General features: G+C 66.0%; 20 protein-coding genes. 13 read left to right on the top strand and 7 right to left on the bottom strand.

Features of this window, described 5'->3' with window-relative positions; all coding sequences use genetic code 11:
- Positions 1-91: 91 nt before the first annotated feature.
- Positions 92-1,330 (bottom strand): threonine ammonia-lyase, encoded by a 1,239-nt coding sequence (locus tag P0Y59_12185; protein ID WEK02402.1) that lies wholly within the window; start codon positions 1,328-1,330, stop codon positions 92-94.
- 106 nt (positions 1,331-1,436) lie between these two features.
- On the opposite strand from P0Y59_12185, the gene P0Y59_12180 reads away from it, so the two are divergent.
- Genes P0Y59_12180 through P0Y59_12170 form a run of 3 tightly spaced genes read left to right on the top strand, consistent with a single transcriptional unit; the run spans position 1,437 to position 4,319 of the window.
- On the top strand, positions 1,437-2,303 hold the full coding sequence (locus P0Y59_12180; GenBank protein ID WEK02401.1) for an NAD(P)-dependent oxidoreductase: 867 nt from the start codon (positions 1,437-1,439) through the stop codon (positions 2,301-2,303).
- Positions 2,300-3,943 (top strand): amidohydrolase family protein, encoded by a 1,644-nt coding sequence (locus P0Y59_12175; GenBank protein ID WEK02400.1) that lies wholly within the window; start codon positions 2,300-2,302, stop codon positions 3,941-3,943. Before P0Y59_12180 ends, P0Y59_12175 begins: the two co-directional genes overlap by 4 nt.
- Before the next feature lie 43 nt (positions 3,944-3,986).
- On the top strand, positions 3,987-4,319 hold the full coding sequence (locus P0Y59_12170) for a GIY-YIG nuclease family protein (GenBank protein ID WEK02399.1): 333 nt from the start codon (positions 3,987-3,989) through the stop codon (positions 4,317-4,319).
- A gap of 136 nt (positions 4,320-4,455) precedes the next feature.
- On the opposite strand, the gene P0Y59_12165 is transcribed toward P0Y59_12170, so the two are convergent.
- Both P0Y59_12165 and P0Y59_12160 read right to left on the bottom strand, forming a co-directional pair.
- On the bottom strand, positions 4,456-5,163 hold the full coding sequence (locus tag P0Y59_12165) for a response regulator transcription factor (protein ID WEK02398.1): 708 nt from the start codon (positions 5,161-5,163) through the stop codon (positions 4,456-4,458).
- 175 nt (positions 5,164-5,338) lie between these two features.
- Positions 5,339-6,256 (bottom strand): LysR family transcriptional regulator, encoded by a 918-nt coding sequence (locus tag P0Y59_12160; GenBank protein ID WEK02397.1) that lies wholly within the window; start codon positions 6,254-6,256, stop codon positions 5,339-5,341.
- Positions 6,257-6,390: 134 nt separating this feature from the next.
- On the opposite strand from P0Y59_12160, the gene P0Y59_12155 reads away from it, so the two are divergent.
- Positions 6,391-7,089: a pirin family protein gene (locus P0Y59_12155; GenBank protein WEK02396.1), complete on the top strand. Its 699-nt coding sequence runs from the start codon at positions 6,391-6,393 to the stop codon at positions 7,087-7,089.
- A 163-nt stretch (positions 7,090-7,252) separates the two neighbouring features.
- Positions 7,253-7,855, top strand: a complete 603-nt coding sequence (gene wrbA / locus P0Y59_12150; GenBank protein WEK02395.1) for an NAD(P)H:quinone oxidoreductase — start codon at positions 7,253-7,255, stop codon at positions 7,853-7,855.
- A gap of 240 nt (positions 7,856-8,095) precedes the next feature.
- Here wrbA and P0Y59_12145 read toward each other — a convergent pair whose 3' ends face one another.
- A complete protein-coding gene (locus tag P0Y59_12145) occupies positions 8,096-8,911 on the bottom strand; it encodes a M15 family metallopeptidase (GenBank protein ID WEK02394.1) in 816 nt (271 codons plus the stop codon).
- Between the two features lie 45 nt (positions 8,912-8,956).
- On the opposite strand from P0Y59_12145, the gene P0Y59_12140 reads away from it, so the two are divergent.
- Positions 8,957-9,604 carry an RNA pseudouridine synthase gene (locus P0Y59_12140; protein WEK02393.1) on the top strand — a complete coding sequence of 216 codons (648 nt, stop codon included), beginning with the start codon at positions 8,957-8,959 and terminating at the stop codon, positions 9,602-9,604.
- Positions 9,605-9,633: 29 nt separating this feature from the next.
- On the opposite strand, the gene arfB is transcribed toward P0Y59_12140, so the two are convergent.
- Entirely contained in the window at positions 9,634-10,056 is a 423-nt protein-coding gene (gene arfB, locus P0Y59_12135) for an alternative ribosome rescue aminoacyl-tRNA hydrolase ArfB (protein ID WEK02392.1), read from the bottom strand.
- A 129-nt stretch (positions 10,057-10,185) separates the two neighbouring features.
- Here arfB and P0Y59_12130 point away from each other — a divergent pair, with 129 nt between their 5' ends.
- Both P0Y59_12130 and P0Y59_12125 read left to right on the top strand, forming a co-directional pair.
- A complete protein-coding gene (locus tag P0Y59_12130; GenBank protein WEK02391.1) occupies positions 10,186-10,671 on the top strand; it encodes a GAF domain-containing protein in 486 nt (161 codons plus the stop codon).
- A 101-nt stretch (positions 10,672-10,772) separates the two neighbouring features.
- Positions 10,773-11,807, top strand: a complete 1,035-nt coding sequence (locus P0Y59_12125) for an RcnB family protein (protein ID WEK02390.1) — start codon at positions 10,773-10,775, stop codon at positions 11,805-11,807.
- 97 nt (positions 11,808-11,904) lie between these two features.
- Here P0Y59_12125 and P0Y59_12120 read toward each other — a convergent pair whose 3' ends face one another.
- Both P0Y59_12120 and P0Y59_12115 read right to left on the bottom strand, forming a co-directional pair.
- Positions 11,905-13,200, bottom strand: a complete 1,296-nt coding sequence (locus P0Y59_12120; GenBank protein WEK02389.1) for a M20/M25/M40 family metallo-hydrolase — start codon at positions 13,198-13,200, stop codon at positions 11,905-11,907.
- Positions 13,201-13,256: 56 nt separating this feature from the next.
- A complete protein-coding gene (locus tag P0Y59_12115; protein WEK02388.1) occupies positions 13,257-13,712 on the bottom strand; it encodes a universal stress protein in 456 nt (151 codons plus the stop codon).
- 143 nt (positions 13,713-13,855) lie between these two features.
- Here P0Y59_12115 and P0Y59_12110 point away from each other — a divergent pair, with 143 nt between their 5' ends.
- From P0Y59_12110 to lpdA, 5 genes are all read left to right on the top strand, one after another.
- Positions 13,856-15,145, top strand: a complete 1,290-nt coding sequence (locus P0Y59_12110) for a pyruvate dehydrogenase complex dihydrolipoamide acetyltransferase (protein ID WEK02387.1) — start codon at positions 13,856-13,858, stop codon at positions 15,143-15,145.
- A 7-nt stretch (positions 15,146-15,152) separates the two neighbouring features.
- Positions 15,153-15,377 (top strand): hypothetical protein, encoded by a 225-nt coding sequence (locus P0Y59_12105; GenBank protein WEK02386.1) that lies wholly within the window; start codon positions 15,153-15,155, stop codon positions 15,375-15,377.
- Positions 15,370-15,750: a hotdog domain-containing protein gene (locus tag P0Y59_12100; protein ID WEK02385.1), complete on the top strand. Its 381-nt coding sequence runs from the start codon at positions 15,370-15,372 to the stop codon at positions 15,748-15,750. The genes P0Y59_12105 and P0Y59_12100 overlap by 8 nt, the downstream gene beginning before the upstream one ends.
- A gap of 116 nt (positions 15,751-15,866) precedes the next feature.
- Positions 15,867-16,262 (top strand): DUF559 domain-containing protein, encoded by a 396-nt coding sequence (locus P0Y59_12095; GenBank protein ID WEK02384.1) that lies wholly within the window; start codon positions 15,867-15,869, stop codon positions 16,260-16,262.
- Positions 16,255-17,649: a dihydrolipoyl dehydrogenase gene (gene lpdA / locus P0Y59_12090; GenBank protein ID WEK02383.1), complete on the top strand. Its 1,395-nt coding sequence runs from the start codon at positions 16,255-16,257 to the stop codon at positions 17,647-17,649. The genes P0Y59_12095 and lpdA overlap by 8 nt, the downstream gene beginning before the upstream one ends.
- Positions 17,650-17,753: the final 104 nt, after the last annotated feature.

Below are 17,753 nucleotides of genomic sequence, written 5' to 3'. Positions count from 1 at the left end.
GCCCGAGCGGACTTGACGCGCACCATATCGCATCCCGCGACTCGCGGATAGAGTCGCGGGAATCGGTTCACCGCAGCTGTGATTCATTTCGTCAGGCGAGTTCGACCGGACTGACTTCGTACCCATCCGCGCGCAACGCCGCCATCAGCCGGTCGAGATGCGCCTTGTCGCGCGTCTCGCACTCGATGTCGGTGATCAGGCCCTTGGCCGGCAGCGTGGTGAACACGCGCTGGTGATAGATTTCGATGATGTTGACCCGTTCGGCGTCGAAGATCCGGGCGACATTGAACAACGCGCCCGGCTGGTCCTGCAGCCTGATGCGCAGGCGCGCGAGCCGGCCCGACCGGGCCAGGTCGCGCAGCAGCACATTGGCGAGCAGCCGCGTGTCGATATTGCCGCCGCACAGGATGATGCCGACGGTCTTGCCCTTGAAGCGCTCGGGATGCTGGAGCAGCGCGGCCAGACCCGCCGCGCCGGCGCCCTCGACCACGGTCTTCTCGATCTGGAGCAGCAGGCTGACCGATTCCTCCAGGCTGCGCTCGCTGACCAGCACGATGTCGTCGACAAGCGCCTTCACCATGCGCGACGTGATCCCGCCCGGCTCCTTCACCGCGATGCCCTCGGCGAGCGTGTCGCCGGCGCAGGGCAGGTCGGTGCCGTTGAGGCGGTTATACATTGACGGGAACAGCTCGGCCTGCACGCCGATCACTTCGACCGGATGGTCGGCCGCGCGGGCGACCGTCGCCGTGCCGGAGATCAGCCCGCCGCCGCCGATCGGCGTGATGAAGGTGTCGATCGCCGGGGCATCTTCCAGCATCTCCAGCGCGACGGTGCCCTGGCCCGCGATCACCCGGACATCGTCGAACGGATGGACGAAGGTCAGGCCGCGCTCCGTTTCAAGCTCGCGGGCATGGGCATAGGCTGCGTCGAAGGTGGTGCCGAACAGCACGACCGTCGCGCCGTGGCCCTCGGTCTGGGTGACCTTCACCGTCGGCGTCGTGGTCGGCATCACGATCGTCGCGGGAATGCCGAGCCGGTTGGCGTGATACGCCAGGCCCTGTGCGTGGTTGCCGGCCGAGGCGGCGATCACGCCCTTGGTCTCCGGGCCGAGCTGCAACAGCGTGTTGAGTGCGCCGCGCTCCTTATAGGCTGCGGTGAACTGAAGGTTCTCGAACTTCAGATAGACGGTGGCGCCGGTCAGCCTGGACAGCGTCTTGCTGATGAAGGTGGGCGTCCGGACGATCGACGTGGCGATCCGCGCATGCGCCGCCTTGACGTCGGCCAGGGTGACGGGGAGCGTTTCGGCGGCGGGCAGGGGATCGGTAGCCATAGGTGGGCGAGGTAGGCCCTGAAATCGTCAGCCGCAATGGTCGTTACGGCATGTGCCTTGTCACTCTCATCTAGCATGACGCGAAAACAGCCTCTATCGCGACGCCATGAGCAATATCGCATTCATCGGAACCGGAGTGATGGGCGCGCCGATGGCGGGGCATCTCGCCGCCGCCGGCCACAGCGTCACCGTCTACAACCGCTCGCGCGCCAAGGCCGAGGCCTGGGCCGGGAAACATGGCGGCACGGTCGCGGCGACCCCGGCCGAGGCCGCGGCCGGCAAGGATGCGGTGTTCAGCTGTGTCGGCAATGACGACGACTTGGCCGAGGTGATGCTGGGCGTCGACGGTGCGTTCGGCGCGATGGCGGCGGGCAGCCTGTTCGTCGATCACACCACTGTCTCAGCGCAGATCGCGCGTTGGCTGGCGGAAGAGGGCGGGGCCAGGGGCTTGCTCGTGGTCGATGCCCCCGTCTCGGGTGGCCAGGCGGGCGCCGAAAACGGCAAGCTCTCGATCATGTGCGGCGGCACCGCCGAGGCGATGGCCGTGGCTGAGCCGCTGATGCAGGCCTATGCGCTGCGCATCGTCCATATCGGCGCGGCGGGTGCGGGCCAGACGACCAAGATGGTCAACCAGATCGCGATCGCGGGCGTGGTGCAGGGCGTGGCGGAAGCACTGCGTTTCGCGCAGATTGCCGGCCTCGACACCGACAAGGTATTCGAGGCGGTATCGGGCGGCGCTGCGTCGAGCTGGCAGATGGTCAATCGCTGGGCGACGATGAGCGAGGACAAGTTCGATTTCGGCTTCGCGGTCGACTGGATGCGCAAGGATCTCGGCCTCACGCTTGACGAGGCACGGCGGAACGGAGCCACGCTGCCGCTGACGGCGCTGGTCGATCAATTCTATGCCGACGTCCAGAAGATGGGTGGCGGTCGCAACGATACGAGCTCGCTGGTGCGCAGGTTGCCGCGGTGAGGCTCCTTGTCGCGGCGGCGGCCGCACTCGCATTTTCCGCACCCGCTTTCGCCGATGCCCTGGTCGACAATGTCAACGGCATGACGCTCGACAAGGATGGCAAGGTCGTCCACTTTAACGGCCTGCTGATGACGCCCGACGGCAAGGTCATCCGGCTGATGCAGCCCAGCGACAAGCGTCCGGAGAAACTTGACTGGCGCGCCGATATGAAGGGGAAGGTCCTGCTCCCCGGCTTCATCGACGCGCATGGTCATGTGATGGAACTGGGCTTTCGCGATGTCGAACTCGATCTGTCGGGCACGAAATCGCTCGACGAGGCCCTGGCCAGGATCGCTGCTTATGTCGCGGCGAATCCTGACAAGAAATGGGTCCTCGGCGGTGGCTGGAACCAGGAGGCATGGGGCCTTGGCCGCTTCCCGACCGCGGCCGATCTCGATGCGGTGGTGAGCGATCGTCCGGTCTGGCTGTCCCGCGCCGACGGCCATGCGAGCTGGGGCAACAGCGCCGCGATGAAGGCGGCAGGCGTTACCCTCAAAAGCGTTGCGCCGCCGGGCGGCCGGATCGAGAAGACCGGCCTGCAGCCGAACGGCGTGTTCGTCGACGCGGCGATGGAGCTGGTCGCCAAGGCCGTGCCGCAGCCTTTGCCCAAGGATCGCGACGCAGCCTTCCTCAAGGCGCAGGCGCGGCTGCTCAGCCTCGGCATCACCGCGACGGCTGACATGGGCACCAGTCTTGACGACTGGCTCAGCTATCGCCGCGCCGGAGATGCGGGCGCGCTCCGCATCCGCATCATGAGCTACAGCAGCGGTGTCGAGACGGCGATCCGGGTCGGCGGGGCAGGGCCCACCTCCTGGCTCTACGCCGATCGGCTGCGGATGGGCGGCGTGAAGCTTTATGCCGATGGTGCGCTCGGTTCGCGCGGCGCGTGGCTCAAGGCTCCTTATAGCGACGTTCCCAAACAGTCGGGCCTTGGCTTCATGGCCGACGACGTGATCCGCAACCTGATGAGCCGCGCGGCGATGGACAATTACCAGGTCGCGGTCCACGCGATCGGCGACAAGGCCAATGCGCAGGTACTCGATGCGATCGAGGAACTGTCCGAAACCTACAAGGGCGATCGCCGCTGGCGGATCGAGCATGCCCAGATCGTCGATCCGGCCGACCTGCCGCGCTTCGGCCAGCACGGCACGATCGCGTCGATGCAGCCGGTGCACCAGACGTCCGACCGCGCGATGGCGGAGGCGCGGCTCGGCCCGGCCCGGCTCGCGGGGGCCTATGCCTGGGCTTCGATGCTGAAGAACGGCGCGGTGCTGGCGTTCGGCTCGGACTATCCGGTCGAGAGCCCGGATCCCTTTGCCGGCTGGGCGGCGGGGTTCACCCGGCAGGATGCTGAAGGCCAGCCCTATGGCGGCTGGCGGCCGGAGGAAAAGCTGACTCGCGAACAGGCCTGGTGGGCGTTCACGGGCGCGGCCGCCTATGCCGGGTTCGCGGAAGAGAAATTCGGCCGGCTCGCACCCGGCCAGCGCGCCGACTTCATCATCGTCGACCGGGATCCGTTGCTGGCAAGCCCAGGCGATTTGCGCGCCACGAAGGTCGAGGAGACCTGGGTCGGCGGGCACAAGGAGTTCGTGCGGAAATAGGATTTTCTTACCCGATCGTCATGCCGGACTTGTTCCGGCATCCATGTTTCCGCAAGAACTGCCCTTTGTGAGAGAGCGGCAACCCTGCATCTACATCCTGGCAAGCGCCTTTTACGGGCGTCTCTATACCGGTGTGACCTCGAATCTTATCGGCCGTATCCAGCAGCACCGCGACGGTACGTTTGATGGCTTCACCAAGCAGTACAACATCAAGCGTCTCGTCTGGTTCGAGGCGGGCGACACGATGGACGGCGCGATTGCACGCGAAAAGACGATCAAGAAGTGGCGGCGCGACTGGCGCATCAACCTGATCGAGCGCGACAATCCGGCCTGGAATGATCTTGCTGTAGGGTTCGGGTTCGATCAGTTGCCGTAGTGTTCGCGGATCGATGGACCCCGGAACAGGTCCGGGGTGACGGTGTATTCCTGGCCACCCAAAAAACGAAAGGCCGCGACATCCCCCCGGATGCCGCGGCCTTACGTCGTGAAATGATTGCTGGGGATCGTGAAGCTCAGGCGACCTCGGCGACCGGTGCGCCGATTTCGTCCGCGTCGCGCAGCACATAGCCGCGGCCCCAGACGGTCTCGATATAGTTCTCGCCCTCGCAGGCAAGGCTCAGCTTCTTGCGGAGCTTGCAGATGAAGACGTCGATGATCTTGAGTTCGGGCTCGTCCATGCCGCCATACAGGTGATTCAGGAACATTTCCTTGGTCAGCGTCGTGCCCTTGCGGAGCGACAGCAGCTCGAGCATCGCATATTCCTTGCCGGTCAGGTGGACGCGGCTGCCATCGACCTCGACCGTCTTGGCGTCGAGGTTCACGGCGAGCTTGCCCGTGCGGATGACCGACTGGCTATGGCCCTTGGAACGGCGGACCACGGCGTGGATGCGCGCGGTCAGCTCTTCGCGGTGGAAAGGCTTGGTGACGTAATCGTCGGCGCCGAAGCCGAAGCTGCGCACCTTGGAATCCATCTCGTTGATGCCCGACAGGATCAGCACCGGCGTCTGCACCCGGGCGACCCGAAGCTTCTTCAGCACGTCATAGCCGTGCATGTCCGGCAGGTTCAGGTCGAGCAGGATGATGTCGTAATCATACAGTTTGCCCAGATCGAGGCCTTCCTCGCCCAGATCGGTCGTGTAGACATTGAAGCCTTCGGTCGTCAGCATGAGCTCGATCGCCTTGGCGGTCGTCGGCTCGTCTTCGATCAGCAGCACGCGCATCTGGCAGTTCCCCTGTCACTTCGCGGCGCTCGATGCCCCCTACGGCCCGACGCACCCTGCACAAACTATTAACCTGATCAGGAATGAACGCAAAAGGTTAATTCTTCGCTAACCGGCCTGACTCCACGAGTCGCGAGGAATCGGCGGATCAGGAATTACCCTTAGGCAGACGGTTTCAGGCGTGCCCGGCGCCCTCGATCGCGCAGATGGCGCGAAACCTGTCGGTAAGGAAACTTATCAAGGCTTCCACGCGCGCGGGACGCAGATTGCCCGGAGGCGTGAGCAGGTGAAGCGCGATTGGCGGCGTGTGCCAGTCGGTCAGGATCGCCTCGAGCGTTCCCGTCGCCAGGTCCCCGCCGACGATGAAGTCCGGCAGGACTCCGATGCCCAGGCCAGCCCGGAGCGCCGGCAGCAGGGCGTCGCCGCTGTTCGATCGCAGCGGCCCGGCCGGGCGCACCGCGGCCTCGCCGCCATCGGGGCCCACGAAGCGCCAGGGCCCCGTCACATTGGTATAGCCGAGACAGGCATGCTCCCCAAGTTGCGCCGGATGCGTCGGGCGACCATACTTTTCGAGATAGGAGGGCGCGGCGACGATATGCGTCGCGATCGGCCCGAGCCGGCGCGCGCGCAGGGAGCTGTCGGGCAGGTCGGCGATGCGCAGCGCGACATCGATGCCTTCCGCCACGATGTCGACCTTCGCATCGGACAGGTTGAGATCGATCTCGATCCCCGGATGATCGGTCAGGAACTCGGCGAGCGCCGGGGTGAGGCTGAGCAGCCCGAGCGTCATCGGCGCGGTCACCCGGATCAGGCCATGCGGCGCGGTGGCCGCATCGTGCGCCGCTTCTTCGGCGGCCAGCGCCTCGGCGAGGATTCGCGCGGCATGCTCGGCCAGGCTCTTGCCGCTTTCGGTCAGGGTCAGCCGGCGGGAGGTGCGGTGGAACAGCGACTGGCCGAGATGTGCTTCCAGCCGGGTGACTGCCTTCGACACCGTCGCCTTCGACACGCCGATCGCGTCAGCCGCGCCGCTGAACGAGCGGTGTTCGACGACTGAAGCGAAGATCGCCCATGCTTCGAGATCCGGCAGCCGCATTTTCGTTCCTCCCTGAGCTGGCTCGGGGGGACTGTATAACGGGAAACGATCAGTTTCCAGCGTTTCCATTTACGTCGCGATCCCAGCCCTTATCTTGGCGGCAATCCAATTCCTGCTTTTTAGGGAGACACCCAATGATCGAGAAAAGATCGTTCGAAAGCCTGGGCCATGCCGATCATGGCTGGCTCAACGCCCGGCACCATTTCAGCTTCGCCAATTATTATGATCCTGCCCGCATGGGCTGGGGCGCGATCCGCGTCTGGAACGACGACGAGATCGGGCCGAACTCCGGCTTCCCGGCGCATCCGCACCGCGACATGGAGATCATCACCTATGTCCGCAAAGGTGCCATCACCCACAAGGATTCGATGGGGAACGAGGGCCGCACCGGGGCAGGCGATGTCCAGGTGATGAGCGCTGGCACCGGCGTGCGCCACGCCGAATATAACCTTGAGCCCGAGACCACGACGCTCTTCCAAATCTGGATCGAGCCGAAGAGGACCGGCGGCTCGCCGAGCTGGGGCGCCAAGCCTTTCCCGAAGAGTGATCGCAGCGGCAGGTTCGCCGTGCTGGCCAGCGGGTTCGCGGAGGACAAGGATGCCCTGCCGATCCGCGCGGACGCGCGGGTACTCGGGGCGACGGTCAAGGCCGGGGAGACGATCACTCATAGCGTGGGCGAGGGGCGGCATGCCTATCTCGTCCCAGCGACCGGCGCGATCGAGATCGACGGCCAGCCCTTCAAGGCGCGTGACGGCGCGGCGATCGGCGGCGGCCAGACGGTCGAGATCAAGGCGATCGAGGATGCCGAGCTGGTGCTCGTCGACTCCGAATAGCGAGTTCCTGTTCCCGCTCCGTCCCTCCGGGGCGGGAACAGGTCAGGGGGTGGGCATTCGTCCTCCCCGAACGCCCGGCCAGTTGCAGACCGGGTGCCCACCCCCAAGTCCCTCCCGCCCGGATTTCCCATGGCGCGGGAGGGACATTTTCCAGGAGATTTCCATGCCTAAGGTTCTGGTACTCTATTATTCGTCCTACGGTCATCTCGAGCAGATGGCTGATGCCGTCGCCGAGGGCGCCCGCGCCGGCGGTGCCGAGGTCGATATCCGCCGCGTGCCCGAAACGGCGCCGGCCGAGGTCGTCGCAGCCGCTGGCTTCAAGGCCGACACGGCGCATCCGGTGATCGAGGGCGTCGAGGCGCTGGCGAATTATGACGCGATCATCATCGGGGCGCCGACCCGCTTCGGCCGCATGTCGAGCCAGATGGCGTCCTTCCTCGACCAGGCCGGCGGCCTGTGGTTCCGCGGCGCGCTCAACGGCAAGATCGGCGGTGCCTTCACCTCGACCGCCACCCAGCATGGCGGCCAGGAGACGACGCTTTTCTCGATCATCACCAACCTGCTGCACTTCGGCCTGACTGTCGTCGGCCTGGACTATGGTTTCGCCGGCCAGATGGGCGTGCAGGAAGTGCACGGCAATTCGCCTTACGGTGCGACCACCATCGCCGATGGCGACGGCAGCCGCCAGCCGAGCAGCGTCGAGCTTGACGGCGCGCGCTACCAGGGCCGCCGGATCGCGGAGGTCGCCGCGAAGGTGTTCGGCTGAGCATCTGCGATTCAAGATATCATGGGGCGTTCGCGGCTTGCCGCGGACGCCTTTTTCCTGTGCGGCCAGTACGGGAGGTCGCGTCGCGAGGCGTTGTCGCTTCGGCTGAAGCCGGCACTGTTCGCTCAGCCAGCGTTCGTGTCGAGCGACGTCGAGAAACCCGCTCTGGGTGCCGCCAATATATCTCGACGTCGCTCGACACGAACAGAAGGAGATGATGCCGGACGGGTAGAGCCAGCCCTAATAATAGACCCCCGGCCAGACGACCGGGATCGGCAGGACGGCCGGCGAAGGCCGGGCGTGAGTCACCTGGATCACCGGGCCGGCGATCATCGGCCTCGCCGGGAATAGGGCGCGGGCGTGCGCGAAGATCGTGCGTGCCCGTGCCGCGCCGGGTTCATTGGCGGTTCTGCCAACCCAGCGCCAGTGCCACGGCTCCCAGCCGACATTCTGCTTGTTGCCCGCCGGGAAGGACAGTTCGAAGCCGAACTCCCGCGCATGGGCAATCAGCCACAGGCCGGTGGGGGTGCTGGCCATGCACCATTCGAGATCCCGGCAGCCGGGCGAGGGATGGACCCCGAAATCGATCGCATAGCCGGTGGAATGCTCGCTATATCCGGGCGGCCCGACATCGTGCGCGCGAGAGGCCGTGTCGCCGCAGGAATCGCGTCCGCCAGCCCGACAGAATACCGACCGCTGATAAGCGATCGTTCGATAGCAGGAGACCCCCCTGAGTTTGTGCGCGATGCCCGGCGTCGCGTTGGCCGCCTCGATCAAGAGGACAAGATCGGCGGCCGCATCCTTTTGCAGACGGCATGCTCCGCCAAGCGCGAAGCCGGGCGACGTAACGGGCACCATGTCGGTCGCTGGTGCTTCGGCATAGGGCAAGTGGCCGAACATCCGCCCATCGGCGCTGGTGACCCCGATACCGGGCACCATGACGGGTGCGATTGATGCCGGGGTTCCCGCATTCGGGACCTGAGCGAGAACCGGCATCGTACCGAGGCACGCCACCGACAAGACCATCCCGATCGCGTGCTTTGTCTTCGACGTCACGGGGATCCTCTGGCATGTGGGTGCGCGGAGTGGCAAGGGCAGGAAATGCTCCTCGATAAAGTCCTGTTCCTCGATGGCGAGGCAATCGTCATCGACAAGCCGGCCGGCCTTCCGGTCGACCGCCCGCGCGATGGCTCGCTAAGCCTCGAAAATCATCTTGAGGGGCTTGCCTTCGGTTTCCGCCGCTGGCCGCAGGCGGTGCACCGGCTCGACCGCGATACCTCCGGCTGTCTGCTGCTTTCGCGCAACCCAAAGGCGCACGCGCGTTTCCACCATGCCTTCGAGGCAGGCATCGTCGAGAAACGCTATCTCGCCGTGTTGGAGGGCGTGCCCGATGGGGAGAGCGGCCTGGTCGATCTCGCTTTGTCGAAAGTCAGCACGGCCGAAACCGGCTGGCGCATGCGTGGCGACCCGAACGGCAAGCCTTCGCGCACCGCCTGGCGCGTGCTGGCGGTGAAGGACGGGCGCAGCTTCGTCGAGTTCCGGCCCGAGACCGGCCGTACCCACCAGATTCGCGTTCACGCCGCCGAGGCGCTTGGCGCGCCAGTGGTGGGTGATCCGGTTTATGGCGACGGCAAGGGTGAAACCCTGCTCCACGCCGCCTCGCTGCTCGTGCCGCGTACCGGCAAGGATCCGATCAAGGCAGAGGCCCCGTTGCCGGAGCGTTTCCTGAAGGCCGGCTTCAGCGTCTGAGCCCGCGCGCACGAAAGCCCGGCACGCGATCAGTCGATCGGCTTGCCGCGCAGCGATTTGACGCTCGATCGCTTCGCCTTCCCCTCCATGCGCCGCGCCTTTGCGGCTTTGGACGGTTTCGTGGGGCGGCGCTTCTTCGGAACGATCGTGGCTTCGCGGATCATCTCGATCAGCCGCTCGCGCACCTCCTGCCGGTTCAGGAGTTGAGACCGCGCGCCCTCGCTCCGAAGGACAATCACGCCCTCGCGGGTCATCCGCGATCCCGCCAGCACCGCCAGCCGGTTCTTCACCGCAACGGGCAGGTTGGGCGAGGCGCCGACATCGAACCGCAGCAGCACGGCGGAATCCGTCGTGTTGACGTGCTGGCCACCCGGTCCTCCCGCACGCGTGAAGGATTCTTCCAGCTCATCGCTGTCGATCGAGATCGATCGGGTGACGGGAATGGCGGTCATGGTGCCCGGTTAGGCGATTCGGGGTTCTTGGCCAAATGGATGATGGCGCCGCGCCATCTCGATGCCCCCGGACGACTTGCGAAGCGAGGCGCCCGGCCTCATCTCGCGCAGGCAGACAAAGGAATATGTGTGTACCAGTTCGACATCACCAGCGGCTCAAAGGCCGAGCTCTATCACGACCTTGAAGCGGCGCTGGGTGCGCTCACCGCTGACGAGCCTGACGCCATCGCCAACATGGCCAATGCCGCTGCCCTGATCTGGCAATATCTGCCCGACCTCAACTGGGCCGGTTTTTACCGCCTTGTCGGAGGGGAGCTTGTGCTTGGCCCGTTTCAGGGCAAGCCTGCCTGTATCCGCATCGCGATCGGCGCCGGCGTATGCGGCGCGGCTGCGGCCAGCCTCGAAACCCAGTTGGTCGAGGACGTCCATGCCTTTCCCGGCCATATCGCCTGCGACGCGGCGAGCCGGTCTGAACTGGTCGTGCCGATCGTCCATGACGGCCGGCTGATCGGCGTGCTCGATCTCGACAGCCCGGAACCGGCGCGCTTCGATGCGACTGATGCGGCCGGTTGTGAGGCTCTCGTCAGGCTGCTGGCGCCCCGCATCGCGGGCTGATCCGTTTCGGGACAGGAGTCTGACTCGCCGAAATCGACGCAATTTGGTAACGAAACTCTTAATCATCGGGCGATCGCGCGCCCTTACGGGAGTTGTTTACCATGCGGAACCTCACGATCGCAGGCCTTGTAATGGTTACCGCGATCACCGCGACTCCGGCCGAGGCGCAGCGGAGTCCCTCCAATGGTCAGGGCTGGCAGAATGGCCGGGCCATGCCGCCGGCGGCCGTCGTGCCCAGCATGCCGGCCAGCAACTCTCGGCCGGGCGTGACCTGGAACCGCACTGGCCCGGGCCCGCATGTCGCGCCGCCTGCGACCGTGTCGCCCAATCCACCCTTCCGTAACGGGCCCGACGGCCGGCGCTGGTCAGGCAATCGTCAGTGGTCAGGTAACGGGCAATGGTCGGGCAACCGCCAATGGTCGGGCGGCAACCGTGGCAATCATGGTACGACGCCGCTGCCTGGCTATCGTCCGGTCCAGCCGGGGACTCGGCCCAGCCGCTGGGGCGGTTCGGTGGGCGGGCGCTGGTATGCGGGAAGCAACGCGCCCGGCGGCTGGAAGGCCTATCGCCGCCCGGACCGTGGCTGGACGCTGCCGCGCTACTGGATCGCGCCGAGCTTCTTCATCGGCAATTATGGCCTCTACGGCCTGTCCTCACCGCCCGTCGGCTATAACTGGACGCGCTATTATGACGATGCGGTCCTGACCGATTCCTATGGCCGCGTGTATGATTCGGTCGGTGGGATCGACTGGGATTCCTATGACGACGGGTACGGCTATGGCGACGACTACGCCTATGGCGGCGGCGACGATGGTTATGCTTCCGGTGGAGACGGCTATGGCGCGCGCTATGCGCCGCCGCCGGTCCAATATACCCAGGGCCCGCCGCCGCAGGTCGTGCAGGGCGGTTATACCCAGACCTATTCCTCTGGCTATGCCGGCTCGGGCGGCTATGCGAGCGGCGGTTACTGGTATCCGCCCGCGACTACCACGACGATCACCGTCCAGTCGGCGCCCGTCGTGACCACCACGACCACCGAATATGTCGAAACCACCTATCGGCCGGTGCGGCGTGTCTATAAGGCGGCCAAGCGGACCTGGCGTCCCAAGTCCAAGATACGCTGCGCCTGCAACTAAGGTCGATCCGAACACCCCTCCCCGCAAACGGGAGGTTGGGGCCCGCGCCGCGCGCGGGAGAGTGAGGGCGAGCCGGGGGGACTCGCCCTCCTCTGTCTCAAGGGCCTGCGAAGGTCACCAGGCTTTCCGCGCCGCCCGTCCCAAGTGCCGAGACGCCGACGAAATGGTCGTCGACCGGCACGTCCTTTAACACATCGGTCACCGCGCTCGCCGGAAGGTCGATCGATTTCTGCCAGTCCCGCGCGTCGTTGCGGCGCCAGTGAACGCGGTAGCCCGTCGCGCCATCGACCGGCTGCCATTTGACCGTGGTGTCATATCCGAGCGCTCCCGAGATCGTGACGCCCGACGGCGCGGCGGGTGCCGCGGCGAGCCGGCGGATCGTCGCGACGTTGATCGCTGTCACCTTGGCGAGATAGTCGAAATCCATCTTGTCGACCGTATCGCCATAGGCGACGCCCTTCTCGGCCCGCACGTCCTGGTGCTGCCCCTTCCAGTTTTCCGCGGCGACAGTGAAACGGATCGCCGGATAGCCCAGCGCCAGGAACGGGCTATGGTCGCCACCCCGGCCGAACCGGTCGGGCCTGCGGTCGACGAAGACATCGATCCCGCCCTTGATCTTGCCGGCGATCCCGTCGACCGCCTTGGCCAGCGCGCGCGAGGGGCCGTCATCCTCGCCGCCATTCTGCCGGCGTTTCTGGAGTGTCGGCAGATCTTCCGCCGCGCCGATCCCTTCGGAAAACACCCGCACCCGATCGGCGACGCGCGCGCCGTTCTCGCCGATCGTGTTGCCGACGATGTCGTTGTTGAGCATCGCTGAAACGGTCCACTTCTTCTCCTTCGCCGTCTCGGCCAGCAGGGTGCCGCCCCACAAGCCCTGCTCCTCGCCGGAGAAGAGGGCGTAGACGATCGTCGCGCGGAATTTCTGTTTTGACAGGATACGTGCCGCCTCGAGCACCAGCGCGACGCCGGAACCATTGTCGTTGGCGCCGGGCGCGTCGCTCGTCGCGTTCATCACGTCGGTAACCCGGCTGTCGATATGCGCGCCGATGATGATCACGCGGCGCGGTTCGATTCCCTGCTGGAATCCGAGCACGTCGACGATCTCCACGCCGTTCGGCGCGCGCGGGCCGGTGAAGCTGCGGGCGATATTGGCGCTGGTGATGCAGCCGCCGCACCCGTCCGAAATCCGGGTCAGCTCGCCCGCCGCCCATCGCCGCGCCGCGCCGATGCCGCGCACCGGGTCGTCGGTGGAGGACAGGCTGTGCCGCGTGCCGAAGCTCACCAGCTTCTCGACCGTCGCCTTCAGCCGGGCGGGGTCGGGGGTGTCTTGCGCGACTGCCGGGGTGACGGCGATGAACTGGACAAGGGCGGCGAGGGGGAGGAAACGATGCATGAGGCAATGTTGGCGGGAAGCACGGGCGCCTTCAACCCTCTTCCGTATTGCCGGCGTCAGCTCAGCCGGTCGATCGCTTCGCGGCTCAGCGAGCCCGGGATGATCATCAGCGGGATCGGCAGCGCCCCCGCGTCGGTGCCGGCGAAATGCGCGACGAGCGGTCCGGGCGCGCCGCTCGCGGCGGCGCCGAGCACCAGCGCCGAGATATCGGGATTCTCGGCGATCATGTCGCGGATGATCTTCGGGCCTTCGCCTTGCCGAACGGTGATCGACGGGCGCAGGCCCGATTCCTCGAGCAACGTGCCAGCCGCGCCGGCAACCAGCGCCTCGGCATGGATTCGCGCCTCGTCCTCGATCGTCGCCTGAACGCCGCCGAACGCGACGAACTCGGCCGGCGGGATCAGGGCGAGGATCTCGACCCCGCCGCCGGTCTTCACCGCGCGCCGGGCCGCGAAGCGCAGGGCGATCTCGCTTTCCGGATTCTCGTCGATCACGACCAGATAGATGCGCATGGCTTACCCCTCTCTGCGCTAGTTGGGCCGGGCCCGGGTTTTGCGCAAGAGCAGCGTCGTTGAACGCACCCGGTCTTGACCCCGCTCGCATCGGGCGCGAAGGGAACGGGCCGCTACGGATTCGGTTAGAGGAAAGCCTCCCCATGTCGATCGAGATCAAAATGCCCGCGTTGTCGCCTACCATGGAGGAGGGCACGCTGGCGAAGTGGCTCGTGAAGGAAGGCGATATCGTCAAGTCGGGCGACCTGATGGCCGAGATCGAGACCGACAAGGCGACGATGGAATTCGAAGCCGTCGACGAAGGCGTGATCGGCAAGATCCTGGTCGCCGAGGGCACCGACAATGTGAAGGTCGGTACCGTCATCGCCACCCTGCTGGCAGAGGGCGAGAGCGCCGACTCGGCCCCCGCGGCCAAGGCCGCCGCGCCGAAGGAGGAGCCCAAGGCAGACGCGCCGAAGCAGGAAGCCGCGCCCGCTCCCGCCGCGCCCGCCGTGGAAGCGCCCAAGCCAGCCGCAACTCCGGACGCCGCCTCGGGCGATCGAGTGAAGGCAAGCCCGCTCGCCCGGCGAATCGCCGCGGAAAAGGGCGTCGAGCTGTCGGCGCTCGCCGGTACCGGCCCGAACGGCCGCATCGTCAAGGCTGACGTCGAAGGCGCCAAGCCCGGCGCCGCGCCTGCTGCTACCGCGCCAGCACCTGAAGCGGCTCCGGTTGCTGCGCCCGCCAGGCCGGCGGTCGTCCCCGACATCCCGCATACCGCGGAAAAGCTGTCGAACATCCGCAAGACGATCGCGCGCCGTCTCACCGAATCCAAGCAGACGGTGCCGCATATCTACCTCACCGTGGATATCCGGCTCGACAAGCTGCTGAAGCTGCGCACCGAATTCAACGCAGCGCTCGAATCGCGCGGCGTGAAGCTGTCGGTCAACGACCTCCTCATCAAGGCGCTGGGCGTCAGCCTGATCCAGGTGCCCAAGTGCAACGTCATGTTCACGCCCGACCAGCTCATTTCCTTCCAGCGTGCCGACATCTCGGTCGCCGTCTCGACGCCTTCGGGCCTGATCACCCCGATCATCGCGGGGGCCGATACGAAGGGGCTCGCCACGATCTCGGAGCAGATGAAGGATCTCGCGGCCCGTGCCCGCGACAACAAGCTGAAGCCCGAGGAATATCAGGGCGGCACCGCGAGCCTGTCCAACATGGGCATGTTCGGCATCAAGCAGTTCGAGGCGGTGATCAATCCGCCGCAGGGTATGATCATGGCGATCGGCGCGGGGGAGAAGCGCCCCTGGATCATCGACGACGCGCTCGGTATCGCGACGGTCATGTCGGCGACCGGCAGCTTCGATCACCGCGCGATCGACGGCGCCGATGGCGCGCAACTGATGCAGGCGTTCAAGGCGCTGGTGGAGAACCCGTTGGGCATGGTCGCGTGAGGGCGCGGTGAAGCGGACTCTCTTCGAACTGCTTCATATCGCGGCCGGCCTTGTCGGCACGGCGCTGCTCGCGTCGGCCGCTGCCTGGGGCGTGCCCCGCTCGGCGGGGGCAATCTGGGACGTTGCCTATGTTGTGATGGCGGTGGTGGCGTTCATGGGCATACGCCCGCTCAGGCTTGCCTGGCGCGCCGATCAGGAATCGAAGACTGGCCAGCCCCGCGCCAATGGCTGACGGCCCTCCCGAAAGCCCGCCCGTCATCCGGGCGACCGCGATGGCGGCGGATGCGAATCCCTATGGTTTCATCTTCGTCGGCTGGCTGATGGGGCAGATGGCCCTTGCCGCCGGCTCGGTCGCCTCGCGCCATTGCGGCGGGCACGCGCCCGTCGTCGCCGCGAATGATTTCAGCTTCACAACGCCGGTCACCATCGGCGACGAAGTGTCCTTCCACGCGAAGATCGTCGCGACCGGCAAGACCTCGATGACGGTCGCGGTCGATGTCTGGCGCCGCGATCGCCACGGCGAGGGCACTGCGCGGGCGGCGCAGGGCACCTATATTCTGGTATCGATGGGCAAGGACGGCAGGCCAAAGGCGTTGGCCGGATGATCAGCCTGTCTTCTTCTAATCCTTCGCCCCTTGCGCGGGAGGGAGGGCCCCAACGCGAAGCGTTGGGAGGGAGACGGGGCTCGACGAAGTCGAGCACGCTTGGCAACGCCGGGCACATGTGCGCCAACCCGACGGAGGCGGAGCGTGCGCTTTGGCAACTCCTTCGCAACAAGCGGCTCGCCGGCTGGAAGGTCAAGGGACAGCAGCCGATCGATCCGTACATCGCCGATGTCGCGTGCTTTGCCGCAAGCTCGATTGTCGAGCCTGATGGCTCGCAACATCTGGAAAGCACCTACGACACGCATCGCGACGACTGGCTGAGAGCCGGGGGCTCCGGTCTCCTGCGTTTCTGGAACAACGACATACTGCAGAATCCGGAGGGCGTTCTTACGTCCATCCTCGTTGCGCTCGAAGGAGACGAACCCGGCATCGAGCCGGTTTCGTCTCCGCCCCCTCTCCCCAGCCCTCCCCCGCAAGGGGGGAGGGAGAAGAAGGACCTACCACGTGGCTGACAGTTTCGACCTCATCATCCTCGGTTCGGGCCCCGGCGGCTATGTCGCGGCGATCCGCGCGGCGCAGCTCGGGCTGAAGACCGCGATCGTCGAGCGGGAGCGTCTCGGCGGCATCTGCCTCAACTGGGGCTGCATCCCGACCAAGGCGCTGCTGCGCACGTCGGAAATCTATCATTATATGAGCCATGCCGCCGATTACGGCCTGAAGGTCGAGAATCCCGGCTACGACCTCACGAAGATCGTCGAGCGCTCGCGCAAGGTCGCGGGCCAGCTCAACGCTGGCGTGAAGGGCCTGATGAAGAAGAACAAGGTGACCGTCTATGAGGGCACCGGCACCATCACCGCCAGGGGCAAGCTCAGCGTCAGGCAGGGCGACAAGACTACCGAGCTCGAAGCGAAGAACATCATCATCGCGACCGGCGCCCGCGCCCGCGACCTGCCCTTCGCCAAGGCCGACGGCAAGCGAATCTGGACCTATCGCCACGCGATGGTCCCGGAAGAGATGCCGACGAAATTGCTGGTGATCGGCTCCGGCGCGATCGGCGTCGAGTTCGCCAGTTTCTATTCGGACATGGGCGCCGAGGTGACCATCGTCGAGATGCTGCCGCGCATCCTCCCCGTCGAGGATGAAGAAGTCTCCGCCTTCATGGAAAAGGCGCTGACCAAGCAGAAGATCCGAATCATCACCGGCGCCGGCATCGAAGGTCTGACCCCGGGCGCCAAGAGCGTTAGCGCCAAGATCAAGGGCAAGGACGGCACGGTGACCACCGAGGAGTTCAGCCACGCCATCGTCGCGATCGGCATCGTGCCCAACACCGAGGATATCGGGCTCGAGAAACTCGGCGTGAAGACCGACCGCGGCCATATCGTCACTGACGGCTATGCGCGTACCAATGTCGAGGGCATCTACGCGATCGGCGACGTGACGGGTCCGCCCTGGCTGGCGCACAAGGCGAGCCATGAGGGCGTCGTCTGCGTCGAGGCGATCGCCGGCGAGAAGCCGCATCCGTTCGAGACCTGGAATATCCCGGGCTGCACCTATTCGCGGCCCCAGGTCGCTTCGGTCGGCTTCACCGAGGCGAAAGCGAAGGAAGCCGGCCATGAGGTCAAGGTCGGCAAATTCCCCTTCATCGGCAACGGCAAGGCGATCGCGCTAGGCGAGGCCGAGGGTTTCGTGAAGACGGTGTTCGACGCGAAGACCGGCGAACTGCTTGGCGCGCACATGGTCGGCGCCGAGGTGACCGAGCTGATCCAGGGCTATGTCGTCGCCCGCCAGCTCGAAACGACCGAGGCGGAGCTGATGGAGACGGTGTTCGCTCACCCGACCCTGTCCGAGATGATGCATGAGAGCGTGCTCGGCGCCTATGGGAAGGCGCTGCACATCTGACCGTTCGGTGCCCGCCGGCCTTGTGGCGCGTGAGGTCCGTCCTTCATGCGCCTCCCGGCCGTCTCGGTGGTTGGCCGGCACGAACGGAAGTTGTGTTTCGTCGG

Source organism: Candidatus Sphingomonas phytovorans (assembly GCA_029202385.1).
Lineage (GTDB): Bacteria > Pseudomonadota > Alphaproteobacteria > Sphingomonadales > Sphingomonadaceae > Sphingomonas > Sphingomonas phytovorans.
This window is presented reverse-complemented; position numbering and strand designations above follow the sequence as displayed.